At 37.0% G+C, this 14,465-nt stretch carries 15 protein-coding genes; 8 read left to right on the top strand and 7 right to left on the bottom strand.

Annotated elements, in window-relative coordinates; genetic code table 11:
* Positions 1 to 363: 363 nt before the first annotated feature.
* The 3 genes from B494_RS0101485 to B494_RS0101475 all read left to right on the top strand — a co-directional run bounded on the left by B494_RS0101485 (position 364) and on the right by B494_RS0101475 (position 4,252).
* Positions 364 to 1,818 (top strand): glycoside hydrolase family 32 protein, encoded by a 1,455-nt coding sequence (locus B494_RS0101485; protein WP_017470584.1) that lies wholly within the window; start codon positions 364 to 366, stop codon positions 1,816 to 1,818.
* Between the two features lie 250 nt (positions 1,819 to 2,068).
* The gene (aroD, locus tag B494_RS0101480; RefSeq protein ID WP_017470583.1) at positions 2,069 to 2,812 is read left to right on the top strand and encodes a type I 3-dehydroquinate dehydratase; all 744 of its coding nucleotides are present in this window, start codon (positions 2,069 to 2,071) and stop codon (positions 2,810 to 2,812) included.
* Between the two features lie 222 nt (positions 2,813 to 3,034).
* Positions 3,035 to 4,252, top strand: coding sequence for a coiled-coil domain-containing protein (locus B494_RS0101475; protein WP_017470582.1), 1,218 nt, complete (start codon positions 3,035 to 3,037; stop codon positions 4,250 to 4,252).
* A gap of 214 nt (positions 4,253 to 4,466) precedes the next feature.
* Here B494_RS0101475 and B494_RS0101470 read toward each other — a convergent pair whose 3' ends face one another.
* The 6 genes from B494_RS0101470 to B494_RS0101445 are packed head-to-tail and all read right to left on the bottom strand — an operon-like array spanning position 4,467 to position 6,152.
* Positions 4,467 to 4,685, bottom strand: coding sequence for a spore germination protein (locus B494_RS0101470; RefSeq protein WP_017470581.1), 219 nt, complete (start codon positions 4,683 to 4,685; stop codon positions 4,467 to 4,469).
* Positions 4,686 to 4,709: 24 nt separating this feature from the next.
* Positions 4,710 to 5,069 carry a spore germination protein GerPE gene (locus B494_RS20060; RefSeq protein ID WP_017470580.1) on the bottom strand — a complete coding sequence of 120 codons (360 nt, stop codon included), beginning with the start codon at positions 5,067 to 5,069 and terminating at the stop codon, positions 4,710 to 4,712.
* Positions 5,066 to 5,230, bottom strand: coding sequence for a hypothetical protein (locus tag B494_RS0101460; RefSeq protein WP_017470579.1), 165 nt, complete (start codon positions 5,228 to 5,230; stop codon positions 5,066 to 5,068). The genes B494_RS20060 and B494_RS0101460 overlap by 4 nt, the downstream gene beginning before the upstream one ends.
* Positions 5,217 to 5,714, bottom strand: a complete 498-nt coding sequence (gene gerPC / locus B494_RS20055) for a spore germination protein GerPC (RefSeq protein WP_017470578.1) — start codon at positions 5,712 to 5,714, stop codon at positions 5,217 to 5,219. Before gerPC ends, B494_RS0101460 begins: the two co-directional genes overlap by 14 nt.
* A gap of 14 nt (positions 5,715 to 5,728) precedes the next feature.
* A complete protein-coding gene (locus tag B494_RS0101450) occupies positions 5,729 to 5,923 on the bottom strand; it encodes a spore germination protein GerPB (protein WP_017470577.1) in 195 nt (64 codons plus the stop codon).
* Positions 5,924 to 5,927: 4 nt separating this feature from the next.
* Positions 5,928 to 6,152, bottom strand: a complete 225-nt coding sequence (locus B494_RS0101445; protein ID WP_017470576.1) for a spore germination protein — start codon at positions 6,150 to 6,152, stop codon at positions 5,928 to 5,930.
* A gap of 135 nt (positions 6,153 to 6,287) precedes the next feature.
* On the opposite strand from B494_RS0101445, the gene B494_RS0101440 reads away from it, so the two are divergent.
* Positions 6,288 to 6,704 (top strand): YisL family protein, encoded by a 417-nt coding sequence (locus B494_RS0101440; RefSeq protein ID WP_017470575.1) that lies wholly within the window; start codon positions 6,288 to 6,290, stop codon positions 6,702 to 6,704.
* A 212-nt stretch (positions 6,705 to 6,916) separates the two neighbouring features.
* Positions 6,917 to 8,764, top strand: a complete 1,848-nt coding sequence (gene asnB, locus B494_RS0101435) for an asparagine synthase (glutamine-hydrolyzing) (protein WP_017470574.1) — start codon at positions 6,917 to 6,919, stop codon at positions 8,762 to 8,764.
* Between the two features lie 309 nt (positions 8,765 to 9,073).
* Here asnB and B494_RS0101430 read toward each other — a convergent pair whose 3' ends face one another.
* On the bottom strand, positions 9,074 to 9,934 hold the full coding sequence (locus B494_RS0101430; protein WP_017470573.1) for a DegV family protein: 861 nt from the start codon (positions 9,932 to 9,934) through the stop codon (positions 9,074 to 9,076).
* A gap of 212 nt (positions 9,935 to 10,146) precedes the next feature.
* On the opposite strand from B494_RS0101430, the gene B494_RS0101425 reads away from it, so the two are divergent.
* From B494_RS0101425 to B494_RS0101415, 3 genes are all read left to right on the top strand, one after another.
* Entirely contained in the window at positions 10,147 to 10,995 is an 849-nt protein-coding gene (locus B494_RS0101425) for a YitT family protein (RefSeq protein ID WP_017470572.1), read from the top strand.
* A gap of 515 nt (positions 10,996 to 11,510) precedes the next feature.
* On the top strand, positions 11,511 to 13,841 hold the full coding sequence (locus B494_RS0101420) for a sensor histidine kinase (protein ID WP_017470571.1): 2,331 nt from the start codon (positions 11,511 to 11,513) through the stop codon (positions 13,839 to 13,841).
* On the top strand, positions 13,816 to 14,460 hold the full coding sequence (locus B494_RS0101415; protein WP_017470570.1) for a response regulator transcription factor: 645 nt from the start codon (positions 13,816 to 13,818) through the stop codon (positions 14,458 to 14,460). The genes B494_RS0101420 and B494_RS0101415 overlap by 26 nt, the downstream gene beginning before the upstream one ends.
* Positions 14,461 to 14,465: the final 5 nt, after the last annotated feature.

Here is a 14,465-nt window from a genome sequence, read left to right as displayed (position 1 = left end):
ATCAATGGGTGTGTAAGATCGTAGACTAAGACCGTCACGTCTTTAGAAGGATTACAGACTAAGACCGCCACGTCCTGTGGCAACGTCTGCATGACCTACATCCTATAGCCCTCCGCTCACTGAATTGAGGGTTTGTTTTTTCTCTTTAAAGATTAGGCGTAAATGGCTCAGATCTAAAAACCTGACTATCAAACATGAAAAATTTAACATTGCAGCAGTACCGTAGTAAAAATTTAAAAGCACTTAAGTATAAGAGAAGCTAATTATTCGTTAAAATCAAGAATGTACGTTTTTTAAATATAATAGCAGAGGGAAATATAATGATCTAATTTGAAAAAGACGTGATCACCAAGGAGAGGTAATATGAACTTATTAACGCATGATCTACGAGCTGGCATAGCAGCAAAACAACCCAAATTAAGAGAGAAAGTGTTAGCTGATCCATGGCGATTAGCCTTTCATCAAATGCCTCCAACCGGCTGGATGAATGACCCCAATGGTGTTTGTCAATACAATGGACTCTACCATTTATATTACCAATATTCACCGCTTGATCCTGAAGGGGGATTGAAGTATTGGGGGCACAAAACATCAAAAGACTTCGTTCACTTTAATGAAGAGGAGATTGCCATTTACCCTGATCAATCATTTGATTTGCATGGTGTTTATTCAGGTAGTGCATTTGTAAAAGATGATCAAATTCATTTTTATTATACAGGTAATGTAAAATATGAAGGGGATTATGATTATATTCATCAAGGAAGAGAGCAAAACACCGTACATGCTGTTAGCAAAGATGGTTTTCACTTTGACTATAGAGAAGTTATTATTCACGCAAATGATTATCCTGAAGGCTTTACTAAGCATATTAGAGATCCTAAGATTGTTGAGAAAGATAACCACTATTATATGGTATTAGGTGGCAGGACGACGGACGATCAAGGGGCAATTTTAGTATATCACTCTGACGATCTGTATAACTGGTCATATCACGGTATGTTATTAGGTGAAGTTGACAAAATGGGCTACATGTGGGAATGCCCGGACTTTTTTGAATTAGATGGTCACGATTTGTTACTTATGTCTCCACAAGGACTTCAGGCACAGGGTTATCAATATTGCAATGTATATCAATCAGGCTATTATCTTGGTAAAACAAATTGGAAGCAAGTTGGATTTACCCCGACATCACCATTTATTGAATTGGATCATGGTTTTGACTTTTATGCACCACAAACGTTTGAAGATGAAAAAGGACGCCGAATTTTATGGGGATGGATGGGTTTGCCCGATATTGAACCTAGTTATTGTAATCCAACAATTGAACGAGGCTGGCAACATGCGATGACCTTACCGCGACAGTTAACCGTCGAAAATGGTCAACTTTATCAGCGTCCGCTTCCTGAGTACGAAACGATTCGAGCAGATCGATTTCATTCGCATTTTACGATTTCTGGTGATCATCAAGATGATCAATTACGTGGAGAAGTCTATGAAATGATCGTTACTATTGAAGAAATCGGCGACTCTCTATCATTACATTTACGCCAAGATACGATCATTAACTATAATAAAAAAGATCAATTATTGACATTATCACTCGGTGCGTCTGGCTATGGTCGAGATAGTAGGTCATTAGCGTTGGCTTCACTAGAGCAATTGCATATTTTTTCTGATCATTCATCATTAGAAGTATTTATTAATGATGGCACCCATGTGTTTACAACGAGGCTATATCCAAAACAGAACCAAGATCAAATTCGTTTTGTTGGTGATGCTTCGGTATCTGTAGAAAAATGGAAACTCAATCAAACATAAAACGAACGTTCAATCAGTGGGTGGTTTTGTACTTTCCCACTGATTTGTTGTTACGTGAATCAAGTAATTAGCGTCCGTTAGCGCCACCTAAATAGATTTACCTTTGAAGTGGTAGTTTGAGAACAATTATATGTCATTAACGATAAGGGAGGACGGGGCACACTGGGCACGCCTTTTTCCTATTGTATGATTAACATAATCTTTGCAAACATGCTATAATACCATCATTGACAAAAAGTGAGGTTAACTTATGATGCTAAACGTAAGAAACGTTCAAATTGGGTCGGGACAACCTAAAGTGTGTGTGCCGATTACGGGAAAAACAATTGAAGAGATAACAGCTCAAGCAACGGAACTTCATCACCATCAGCCTGATTTGGTAGAGTGGCGTGCGGATTTTTATCAAGACAATCAAATAGAGCTACCTTTACAAATCATTCGTGATCATCTAGAAAATATCCCTCTAATCTTCACTTTTCGAACGCAACAAGAAGGTGGAGAACGTAATGTTAGTTCAGATACTTACTACATATTAAACAAACAAGCGATTGAATCTAGAGTGGTTGACTTTATTGATATTGAATTGTTGTTTGTGGAATCGATTCGAGATGATTTAATTGCATTAGCTAAACAAAATCAAGTACATACGATTATATCAAACCATGATTTTAATAAAACACCAGCTAAAGAGGAAATGATCAATCGATTAAAAGAAGCAGAACTTATCGGCGGCTCAATCGCAAAGCTGGCTGTTATGCCACAAGATACAAATGATTTATTAGATTTATTAGTGATAACAGATCAAATGAAACAAGTCAGTCAAATCCCGATTGTAACGATGGCAATGGGGAGCTTGGGTTTAATTAGCCGTTTAACCGGTGAAATCTTTGGTTCAGCATTAACTTTCGCAACATTTGATAGACCTTCAGCTCCAGGTCAAATCGACTATAATCAAGTTAAATATATCCTTGATCTTATTCATAACAATCGATGAAAAACGAGAATATTAGCAATTCTCGTTTTTATATTGTTATGAAAAAGAAGGTTTATTTTCAAAAATGAAATATAACTGTAACATTTCTATCATCTCACTGACATTAACAGATGTTATACTAGCATTGCTGGTGAAAAAGCTAGTAATGATTAATATAAAATAGAATAGATTCATAAATATATAGACGATAACTTATACATAGGAAAGTGAGAGTGGATAGACGTGAATGGTAAAAAGGTCGTAGTAACTTTAGCGTTAACAGTCGGACTAACGGTAACAGCTCCATCTATCAATCAAGTTGTAAATGCCCAGACAGAAAGTGAAATTCAAGCAGAACGTTCAGCACTGCAAGATGAACTGTCAGAAAAACGCACGGAATTAGAAGACATTCAAGCAGAATTGGCTGAATTAGAAGCAGAGATTGATCGTGTAAATGAAGATATTGAAGCAAATGAAGAGGACATTGAAAAGACAGAAGCTAAAGTAGAAGAGACAGAAGCTGAGATTGCTGAATTAGAAGATGAAATTGCTGAGCTCGAAGAAGATATGGAACGTCGCTATAACATCCTAAAAGATCGTGCTGCCGCTCTTCAAAAAAATGGTGGAGCAAGTAGTTATTTAGATGTCGTATTCGGTGCGCAAAACTTCACGGATTTCATTGATCGCGTGGCGATGGTCACTCGAATCAGTCAAGCAGATCAAAGCTTGTTAGAGCAACTGGAAGAAGATCAAGAAACGGTTGAAGCCCAAAAAATGCAAGTTGAAGATAAGCTAGCAGATCTTGAAGAGACACAAGATGAACTAGAGAGAATGCAAGCACTTATTATTGAGCAAAAAGAAATACATGAAGCTAACATGGAGCACTTAGAAGAAAGAAAAACAGAAGCGCAAACAATTGTTGAAGAATTAGAGATCGAAGACAGCGAACTTGAACAAATGTTACAAAATGCACGCGCCGAAGCTGCTAGACGTCAAGAAAGTCAGCAATCTGAAATTGTTCAAATGAGTAGTAGTGGTTCAAATAATGTGCCAACAGTAAGTGCTGGAAGTGGCAGTGTAAACAGCGTGATTGCATCGGCTCGTACCTACCTTGGTAACTCGACTTATAAATTAGGGCGTGGACGTACGCAAGCAGATATTGAAGCAGGAATCTTTGATTGTTCGGCATTTGTCGCATGGGCATTCCGCCAACAAGGTGTGAACTTGCCTGCATATACCGGTGGGATGGCAAGTGTTGGAGACAAAGTATCGCCAAGTAATATGCAACCAGGAGACCTCGTCTTCTTTGATACTAATGGAAGAAATGGTCATGTGGGTATTTATCTCGGCGGTGGTAAATTTATTGGTGCACAATCGTCAACGGGTGTAGCGGAAGCTAATATGTCAAGTGGTTATTGGGCAAGAAACTTTAGTGGTCATGTACGTCGTGTGATGAACTAATTTTAAAAAGGCTTTGGATGCTATTTAGCATCCAAAGCCTTTTTTATAGTGGCTCATGAAACCACCCTTCAATCAGTGGGCATTTTGTTCTTTCCCCACCAGTGGGAGAAGAACAAAATGCCCACCTTAATCGATTGAATGCTATTCTCTAATTTGTGGCAGGTGTTTTACCGACGGTTATTCATGATAAATGGATACTTTTCAATAAAAGCAATTATGCGTTGCTACCAATCACTTGATCAGCAAGATCTGGGTCGTATGTCGTTGTTGCGTTAACCCCATTATTAGTGTTGATCAAACTTCCTGTATTAAATGCTCCAGCCCCTGCTGCAGTTTTCCCAGCGCTTTTTGGCGATAAATAGAAGCTATCACCAAAATTAATCACGCCACCACCTACTTCAATAATTTGAATTGGACCAACAATTGCTGGCATAATATCGACATCCTTTTTAAATAGTTACACATAACGAATATGCTTAATTCGTGTTTCGGCTTGCATGTGATCACACTGACCGATTTGAACATGTGAGCTTGAATTTACACCCAAAATATTGATAGTGTCGACAGTAATATCTGCCCTATCATTTATAATTCTAATTGGTTGATCAGGAAGATTAACAAATCTAGGATTTTTTCGTGCAAAAATCTTGTAATCATCATATTGTTCAGCTTCCTCTCCGGTGATACCTGCTATTTTTTGAACAGCAATCTCGCGAGAATAAGGTTGGCTTACTTTACAATCACCAACGTTTAAGATTGCCGAGGATGCGATCGCAATAATGCGGATAGAGTTAATAGTGGCTGTGCGAACAATCATGCTTCCTCCTCACCAGTTAAGACAACATAGGAGTCTGGTGGGGTATCAAAATAGCCGTATAATTTAATTTGTTGACTGTCACCAACGATTAAACTTGAAGAAGCAGAAATATTATCTATATCAATGGAACAAACTTTTAGTTGTTGGTTATGAACCTCCATTGTGACCATCATCCCCCTTATCTTCAAAATGATCAGCTAAGCTCTGACGCATATCTTTAATTAGAACCTGTTTAATCTCGTCAGTTGATAATTTCTTATTTTGGTAATATCCAATCCGCTTCGGTAATTGTTGATTCAAGTCAGTTAAAATTGACGCTTTGTCTTGCTCAGCTAAATCGATGTGATAATGTTGCAGAAAACGATCTAACTCTCTAGGTAATAAATTGTAGAGATCAGCTTGAATCTGTTGATCTTGATGTAATGGGCTATCTTGAGAAAAACTTTCAATTTCATCCGGTGTAATTCCGATTTGGAGGGTGCCCTCAAGCCGCTCGATTTTTAATTGGTCAAATTTATATTCTATCTTTTCAATCCGTGTACCTGATTGCGAATCAATCTGTTTCTCTAGTTCTGTTAGTCTGTGCTGAAGTTGTTCAATTAACAGCATGTGCTGTTGAATATAATGCCATATATTATGATTCATTTTCTTGAACTCCTTTACATAGAAGGTGGTGCTAGTGGGACAATAGGTGCATCAAATTCGGCCTGATCTATTATGGTTTGAAATTGTCCAGTATTATTTAAATCTGCATAGGCTTGCCATGTTCCGGTCGTACCAATTTGTACAATCGAGGCATTTGAGATCGATCCAATTTTAATTTGCTGAATAACTATGGATTGTTGAATTAACATAATGCTACCCCAAGTTACCCGCAATGACTTGGTCAAACTGATCTTGATCATGCAGAATCGTTTGGGCTTTATCTAAATGAACCTCGATGTTATTACCTGTATTAAAGGACCCACCGCCAGCAAATGTCTTAACTTCAGCATATGGACGAATTGTGTAAACATCACCAACGTGGAGAATGCTAGACGTTGAAATCGCTTGAACTTTGATAGCACCAACAATTGCAGGCATAATCATTCCCCCTCGTATATTAATCTATGCAGGGAGTTTGTAACTGTGTCATTTAATTTGAGCTTAGAACCGACACTATTTCTACATTGTAATCCATTTTTCTGAGATCTGTTCCTGTTGTTTAGATCTGCTCAGATGTGGAATGAAACAGATAAAGGAGGTGATCTTATCTTTTATATTCATTTACATGTTATCAGCTGGTTGCTAGCAATTATTTTATTTGCTGTAAATGGGTCACTTTATAAAAAGCAAAAATGGAAATCAGGGAAAATTACCCATATGGTTAGCCGAGTATTATACTTGTTAATTATTTTTACTGGTGTGGTTCTTTTATATCGTTATACCCAAGCAAATGTTTGGAACGATTATGGTCCAGAAGTGATCATTAAAAGTATAGCTGGATTATGGGTTGTTGTAATGATGGAGTCAATTATACTGCGGATAAAGAAAGATGCACCGTTTAAAGGCTTTATGGTGCAATGGATTGTCATGTTAGTGATTGCTTTGGTATTAGGTTTTGGTCGATTACCTTGGGGATTTCTCCCTCTTTAATAGTTTAGAAGTTTCTTTAAGCAAGTATGACTGTTTTTTTAAATTGGCATGTCGTTTATTTTACATTGATCAATAGCCTGTGTTTCAGTTGATTAAAGAAATGATCGAATAGGGAAATATCGTTATTCTGTTTACTTACTAAAATATAGGCACCTCTTATCAAGCTGGGCATATATATAATCAGAACTAGCAATGTGAGAGGGGTAAAAAGAATGTGTGGAATAGCGGGATGTGTAAATTTTGTAACGGGTGTATTTGATCATGTCGACAATGTGGAGCAAATGACTCGTGCTTTAACACATCGTGGACCTGATCAAACGTCATCATGGTTTAATCAAGTCGTTGCCTTTGGTCATCGTCGTCTTATTGTTGTTGATCCTGCTGGTGGTTGTCAGCCAATGACAGCTGAAGTAAACGGAAATCGCTTTACGATGATCTATAATGGTGAATTATATAATACGGATCAGGTTCGTTCAGCATTAAAGGCATTAGGGTGGAGATTTGAATCACATTCAGATACTGAAGTTTTACTTAAAAGCTATATAGAATGGCGAGAAGAAGCCTTGCAACATTTAAATGGCATTTTTGCATTTGCAATTTGGGACCCAGAGAAAGAAGCGGTATTTGTTGCAAGGGATCGTTTGGGTGTGAAGCCATTATTTTATACAATTAAGAACAATACCTTTATTTTTGCTTCTGAATTGAAAGGGATCTTAGCCCATCGAGACATTCAACCTATTATTGATCGTTCGGGTTTACAGGAATTGCTAGCAATTGGTCCATCACGAACATCGGGGCATGGCGTATTTAAAGATGTTTTTGAAGTGAAAGCAGGACATTATCTCTGGGTGAGAGAAGAAGGTATTGAGCAATCACGCTACTGGCAAGTCAAAAGCGCTAAACATATCGATTCTGAAGCAGATACAATTGAGCGTGTTAAGTCGTTATTAATAGACGCTGTGGAAAGGCAGTTAGTTTCAGATGTGCCGATTGGAACGTTTCTGTCTGGCGGGATTGATTCAAGTGCTATTACGGCAATCGCAGCACGGTACTTAAAGCAACTAAAAAATGAAAAGCTCCAAACTTTTTCGATTGATTTCTCAGATAATGAACAATTTTTTCAAGGTAATGATTTTCAACCTACCCGAGATCAAGACTTCTTGCCATTAGTCGTTGATCGCTATCAAACAGACCATCATACCTTTGTGTTAGATCAATCAACATTAGTTGCAACGCTAAAGAAAGCCGTTTTGGCAAGAGATTTACCAGGAATGGCAGATGTGGATGGTTCATTGTTGTGGTTGTGTCAACAAACAAAAAAGCAGGTCACTGTTGCTCTCTCTGGCGAATGTGCCGATGAAATATTTGGTGGTTATCCGTGGTTTTATCGAGAAGATGATTTAGAACGAGAAGGGTTCCCATGGATTCGTTCTAAAACATTACGAAATCGATTAATTCGTTCAGACTGGCAACAATATTTAGAGCTGGATCATTATCGGCTTGACCGTTACCAGACGATCATTGACCAAACCCCCCGATGTGAGTTTGATTCACCTTTAGAAGCACGTCGTCGTGAGCTATTCTATTTAAATATGGAGAGTTTTATGCCGACATTACTAGAGCGAAAAGATCGTATGAGTATGGCGGTTGGATTTGAAGCGCGTGTGCCTTTTAGTGATCATCACTTGGTTGAATATGTGTGGAATATTCCGTGGGCATTGAAAAACGTGGGTAATCAGGAAAAGGGTATCTTACGTCAAGCTTTGAAAGGTTTGCTTCCTGAACCTATTTTAGAACGCAAGAAGAGCCCATACCCAAAAACGTACCATCCATATTTTACGGAAGCCATGGTTAAATGGATCCAAGATTTGTTAGTCGATTCAGAATCACGCCTGTTTGAAGTGTTTGATCGGTCGCAAATTGAACAGCTCGTTTTAAGTAAAGGTCAATCTATAGATGAACCGTGGTTTGGCCAGTTAATGAAAGGACCGCAGTTGTTAGCTTATCTTGGTCAATTTGATTATTGGTTACGCCATTATCAAGTACAAATAGAACGATAAAAAATACTCCCCCATAAGCAGCCAGATTTTTATTTTTTAATCTGTCTACCTATAGGGGAGCATATCAATTCCAGTGGGGCTTTTTCACGGATAGTCATCCGTAAAATATCTTATAATAGTGAGCATAGCTCATCTATTTATATCGATGCCAGAGAGAATTGACGCTTAACTACTAATCAGTGGGAGAAGAACGAACATGCCCACTGATTAAAGCTTCGTTTCATGATCTACTTCCGTTTCAATAAATAGAAATACCCAACTTTCTCACTTAAGCTAAGTTATGATTATATCGTGTTGAAACCGACTGCATTACTGATATTTTTCATTAGAAAAGAATAATGCAATTGTACCAGGCCCAGAATGGGCACCAATGCTTGATCCCACCATTCTAATTTTGATCTCTTTCACTGTAAAGCGTGCTTTAATCATTTCAGCCAGATGTTCTGCTGTCTCTATAGCGTCACCATGACTAATACCAATCGTTTGATTGCTAAAATCTGTTCCACGCTCTTCCATAATGGCAAGCATGCGTTGGAATACTTTTTTTGATCCTCTAATTTTCTCTAAAGGAATAAGCTTGCCATCCTCCATATGCAAAAGTGGCTTGATTTTAAGTAACGTTCCTACAAAAGCAGCTGATTTACTAACACGTCCTCCACGATATAAATACTCCAGATCATCGACGGTAAAGATGTGCTCCATATGATCCGCATAATACTTAGATGAAGCAGTTATTTCTTCTAAGGATCGTTGTTGTTTGGCGAGTTCTGCGGCTCTAAGAACAACAAGGCCATAACCAAACGAAGCGCATTTCGTATCAATAATTTGTAGTTGCCACTCAGGATAATCTTCTTGCACATCTTTCGCTGCTATCGTAGCCGATTGATATGTCCCAGATAATTCAGAAGAAAAAGCTAAATAAAGACAAGGTTGATTTTTTTTAGCATACTTGGTAAAGGCTGCTCTAAAGTCTTCAGGTGAAACTTGTGATGTTTTGGGTGACTTACCATCTCGCATTTCATCATAGATTTTTTTAGCTGAAATGGTTTGACCATCTAGGTAATATTTATTATCCATCATGACCGTCAAACTGACACGTTCAATTTGATATGCTTGATAGTCTTTTTCACTTAAATCGCAAGCAGAATCGGCAATAATTTGAACATCCATGCGTTTCCCTCCAATTAAAGATGATTAATTCTTTTTTAAAAAATAACTTAACAATATTGCATAACCGTTAGTTCTAGTTTATAGTTAGCGGTGGCATTCGTCAAAGTGTATTTTATTAAATTATCCAAAATACGATAATATAGTCAAAAGTGATTAATTATCGTTATCTAGGGTGATATTTACCGTAAGTCGTTGACAGGAGGGACTAATCGATGTTTATCTTTGAGGCCAAACGAATTATCATTGTCATTATTGGTGCATTGATTAATGCAATTGCGTTAAACTTTTTCTTTATTAGTGCTGATGTTTATGCCAGTGGTTTTACAGGGTTTGCTCAGTTACTATCTACGATTTTTTCGGATTTTTTAAACGTTGATTTTATTAGTACAGGGATATGGCTTTTACTTTTAAATGTTCCTGTCGGTATATTAGGTTGGTTTAAAGTTGGACGTCATTTTACCATTTATAGTATTTTATCTGTTCTTATGACGACATTCTTCTTAGAGTTAATTCCAGTTCAATCTTTTTCTAATGACATTATGTTAAATGCAGTTTTTGGTGGTGTACTAGGCGGATTTGGTGTTGGGCTTACACTGAAATGGGGAGCATCTACTGGTGGGTCTGACATACTTGCTATGGTACTTTCTCGAATGAAGGATAAGCCGATTGGTAGCTATTTAATGATTGTCAATGGGATTATCATTTTTTTCGCGGGTTTGTTGAATGAACCAGAAAATGCATTATATACTTTATTAGCCCTTTACGTAACGACAAGGGTCGTTGATGGTCTACATACACGTCATGAAAAGGTAACAGCGATGATTGTGACGAAGAAGACAGATGACCTTCAAAAAGCAATTCATGAGAAGGTAGTACGAGGAATGACTATTTTACCTGCGCGTGGAGCATATACAAGGGAAGATAAAGCAATGCTTGTCCTTGTTATTACACGATATGAGTTATATGATTTGGAGCGAATCATTAATGAAGTAGATCCAGAAGCATTTACGAACATTGTCCATACTGCTGGTGTATTCGGCTTTTTTAGAAAGGATAATTAGAAGAAATGCCCATATTTGAAAAACCGACACTAGTTGGCGGTTTAATATAAAAACTGTCGGTTCTTTTTATAGTTGGCTATGATATTATTAACTTATCAACTTATCGTGCCTTTGGCACATGAAACCATTACCTTCCCCTAATGCATATTTCGACAAAGGTAATGTATGTTCAAGCTCTAGACTTAAACACAAAGTCGGGGCTTTTTTTCTTTCATTTTAGGTTATATACTTAACTCATCGAGATTAAATGCTAGTGCTCTCTACATTGAGATAAGTGGTGAGAAAATAGGATGATTGATGTAGAATTAAACAAATAATACAAACCTTCAATTCGTGGGCATTTTCTTTCTCTTCCCATGGATGGGGCGTTGAGTGAACAGGGACATTGGAGATGAGTGTCTGTTATCCTCACCTAATTAAGTAGCTTTATGGTCTATTTTGAAGTGAGGGTTTTACGGACGGTTATCTGTGATAAAAGGAAAGAAGCTTTTTTTAGTGGGAAGGATAGGTTTGATATGAAGGAAGATATGCTAAAAAAATTAAATCAAAATAAAATAATCGCATTTGTTGCTTTTATTTTGCTACTACATATTTATATTATGGTTAACAACTTTCATCCTTACATAGGAATGACTGTATCACAGGTGACAGAAGAAACCTATCATGTCTCTGACTTACATCGGCTAGGTTGGGCCAAAGCAAATAATATTGATATTGGTGATCGGGTGATATATGTTGACCATCAACCTGCAAATCAATATCCTACTGTACAGACCCACGGTGAGATTGAGGGGGCTGAATCTATAATCGTTGAACGAGAAGGGGAGTATTCGCGTCATAAAGTTGATTATAATGCAGATATTTATGGGCAATATCTTTTTTACTTAATGCTACCTTTATTATATTTTCTATTTAGCAGTTTTGTCTCATTGATTATTTATCGACGAAATCCCACTGAAGCAAGTGCGCGGTTATTGATTGCAATGACACTAATTGTTAGTCTTGCTTATTCCTCATCTAGTTTAGCTTTAAAATTAAATCCGTTGGCTGAAATGATTAGGGTTATCGTATTCCTGTTATCACCTACTTTATTTTTTCACTTTATCTATCATTTTTTTAAAGAAAAAGGTAAGCAATGGTTTACAAAGAAATCAATTTATTTTTCATATTTACTTGCTTTTACTGGTATTATATCAAGTTTTATTTCTAACCATCGGTCTTTAAACAATCGGGTGATTTTGCTGTGTTTTATTATGATTATGGTTACCCTGTTTTTCCAGCTGATAAAAGGGCTTGTTCATTTAAAAGATGACGCTATTATTGATACGTTACATGGTATCTTTTTATCTATTGGAGCGGCAACCGCACCATTTTTATTCTTATTTATCGTGCCTTTATTGATACTTGGACAACCAATTATTCCTTCTGAACTAGCTAATGTATTTTTATTTTTTATTCCAGCAGGCTTTTTGTATATGCTTGTATCTGATCAATTGTATTTATTTAAATTCAAAATTAATCAACTCCCATATTACATGGTTTTAGCTTTTTTGTTTTCAATGGTCATAACACTTCTATATTTATTGATGCATTATCAAGATGTTCAGTCTAGACATGTCATTCCTTTTTTTGCTTTAACATTTCTACTGACATTAGCTTTCTTGTTTGTTAAAAGACAGTTAGACCATTACTTGAGATCGTATTTATTTGTTTCTCGAGACAATTATCAAGCGAGTCTATATCGGTTTAGTGAAGCAATGAAGCATGAAAAAAGTAGGCAACAGATTATTTATGCTGTCAAGCGTGAAGTTGAGGAAGTATTAGCCGTTATCCAAACCGATATAGTGACAGAAATTGGACGCACCTATCCTAAGCCTAATCAAAGTAGTGTACCTGCTATTTACACACCACTTTTGCGCCGTTATCATGGACAGGCATTTGATATTGGAAAGGTGGTTGGCAAACAAAATTTATATGCTGTACCTCTTGCTTGGTATGAGGGGCATTTCACTAATTTGTTCATAGCATTAAAAAACGGTACGTTATCCAAGGAGCAATATGATTGGTTATCAAGCTTAGCTCAATTTGCCAATTTAGCGATAGAGAATCAATTGAAAGTAGAAGATTTGTTAAAAGAAATAGAGAATGCCCAAACGATTGGTGATAAGGAATGGCTTTCACGTTTACTTTTTCACTGGTCTGAAAATGAAAGACGTTCTTTAGCTAGTGATATTCATGATACATTTCTCCAAGACTTAATTATATTACGCCGCCGCCTAGAGGCGGTCCAATTGGAAACAGATGAATTAACAAAACAAGACGCACTTCAAGCTATTGAAGAAGAGGTTAAAGACATCATTTTTGAAATAAGAGAAACATGTACATTTCTATACCCAACCATATTGAATGAAATTGGCTTAATTGATGCAATAAATGAATTAATCGATAAATTTCGACTGCAATCGAATAGTGCATTAACTTTTCATACCAATATAAAGGCAGATCTTGTTCAACCGTTAGATTTAAAAATGGCCATTTATCGTATTGTACAGGAATGGTTAAATAATGCGCGTAAACACGCACAAGCCAAATCGGTATGGATTGTCTTGGTAGATCAAGGGGATCGCGTCAAGCTTGAATATAAAGATGATGGCATTGGTATCGCCCCTGATGAGTACCATACCGTAGATACAAACATGGGATTGTTATCAATTAAAGAAAGAGTTCGTAGTTTAAGTGGGGATATTAACTTAGAAACAGCAAGAAATAAGGGTGTGAGGATGACGATTTTTATTCCTTATCATGAGGGAGGAAACATTTATGAAACATATTCTAATCGTGGATGATCATGTCATGGTTGGTGAAGGGACAAAACGTTTATTATCAGATGAGCCAGAACTCGTTGTTGAATTTGTTTCTTGTGCTCGTGATGCATTAATGTTCTTAACGTCTAAACATTTTGATCTTTACATTATCGATCTAAATATGCCTGGTCAAAATGGCATTGAATTAACGAAAGAGATTTTGCATCGCCATCGTGACGCACGTGTGATGATTTATACGGGGTATGATACAACAGCTTATTTTAACAGACTGGTTGATTTAGGGGTGATCGGTTTCTTAAGTAAGAGTTACTCGAATGATCAATTGGTACAAGCGGTGAAATGCGCCCTAATGGATTTAGCGGTAATCCCAGTTAAGTGGCTCAATGAAGTAAAGCGAACAGATCATAAAGTAAGGTTGCAAAACGGTGAGCAAGTCACATTAACAGAAATTGAACAGGAAATTATATTTTTAGTCGACAAAGGGAAGTCAAATGATGAAATTGCTGATCAGATTAAGATGAGTAGGCGTACTGTAGAGCGGCATTTAACAAAAATATTTCAAAAAATGCATGTCTCCTCACGTGCGGAAGCAATTGAGGTAGGTAAGAAGATAGGGATATTACCAGAGATTATCTTATAGAAAAA

The organism is Amphibacillus jilinensis Y1, assembly GCF_000306965.1.
Classification (GTDB): Bacteria; Bacillota; Bacilli; order Bacillales; family Amphibacillaceae; genus Amphibacillus_C; species Amphibacillus_C jilinensis.
The sequence above is the reverse complement of the archived record's forward strand: the minus strand, read 5'-3'. Positions and strand labels throughout refer to the sequence as shown.

Bases quoted from the DNA above. Each gene is read 5' to 3' on its own strand.
- B494_RS0101485 (WP_017470584.1), top strand. From the start codon at position 364: ATGAACTTATTAACGCATGATCTACGAGCTGGCATAGCAGCAAAACAA.
- aroD (WP_017470583.1), top strand. From the start codon at position 2,069: ATGATGCTAAACGTAAGAAACGTTCAAATTGGGTCGGGACAACCTAAA.
- B494_RS0101470 (WP_017470581.1), bottom strand. From the start codon at position 4,685: ATGCCAGCAATTGTTGGTCCAATTCAAATTATTGAAGTAGGTGGTGGC.
- B494_RS20060 (WP_017470580.1), bottom strand. From the start codon at position 5,069: ATGATTGTTCGCACAGCCACTATTAACTCTATCCGCATTATTGCGATC.
- B494_RS0101460 (WP_017470579.1), bottom strand. From the start codon at position 5,230: ATGGAGGTTCATAACCAACAACTAAAAGTTTGTTCCATTGATATAGAT.
- gerPC (WP_017470578.1), bottom strand. From the start codon at position 5,714: ATGAATCATAATATATGGCATTATATTCAACAGCACATGCTGTTAATT.
- B494_RS0101450 (WP_017470577.1), bottom strand. From the start codon at position 5,923: ATGTTAATTCAACAATCCATAGTTATTCAGCAAATTAAAATTGGATCG.
- B494_RS0101445 (WP_017470576.1), bottom strand. From the start codon at position 6,152: ATGCCTGCAATTGTTGGTGCTATCAAAGTTCAAGCGATTTCAACGTCT.
- B494_RS0101440 (WP_017470575.1), top strand. From the start codon at position 6,288: ATGTGGAATGAAACAGATAAAGGAGGTGATCTTATCTTTTATATTCAT.
- asnB (WP_017470574.1), top strand. From the start codon at position 6,917: ATGTGTGGAATAGCGGGATGTGTAAATTTTGTAACGGGTGTATTTGAT.
- B494_RS0101430 (WP_017470573.1), bottom strand. From the start codon at position 9,934: ATGGATGTTCAAATTATTGCCGATTCTGCTTGCGATTTAAGTGAAAAA.
- B494_RS0101425 (WP_017470572.1), top strand. From the start codon at position 10,147: ATGTTTATCTTTGAGGCCAAACGAATTATCATTGTCATTATTGGTGCA.
- B494_RS0101420 (WP_017470571.1), top strand. From the start codon at position 11,511: ATGAAGGAAGATATGCTAAAAAAATTAAATCAAAATAAAATAATCGCA.
- B494_RS0101415 (WP_017470570.1), top strand. From the start codon at position 13,816: ATGAAACATATTCTAATCGTGGATGATCATGTCATGGTTGGTGAAGGG.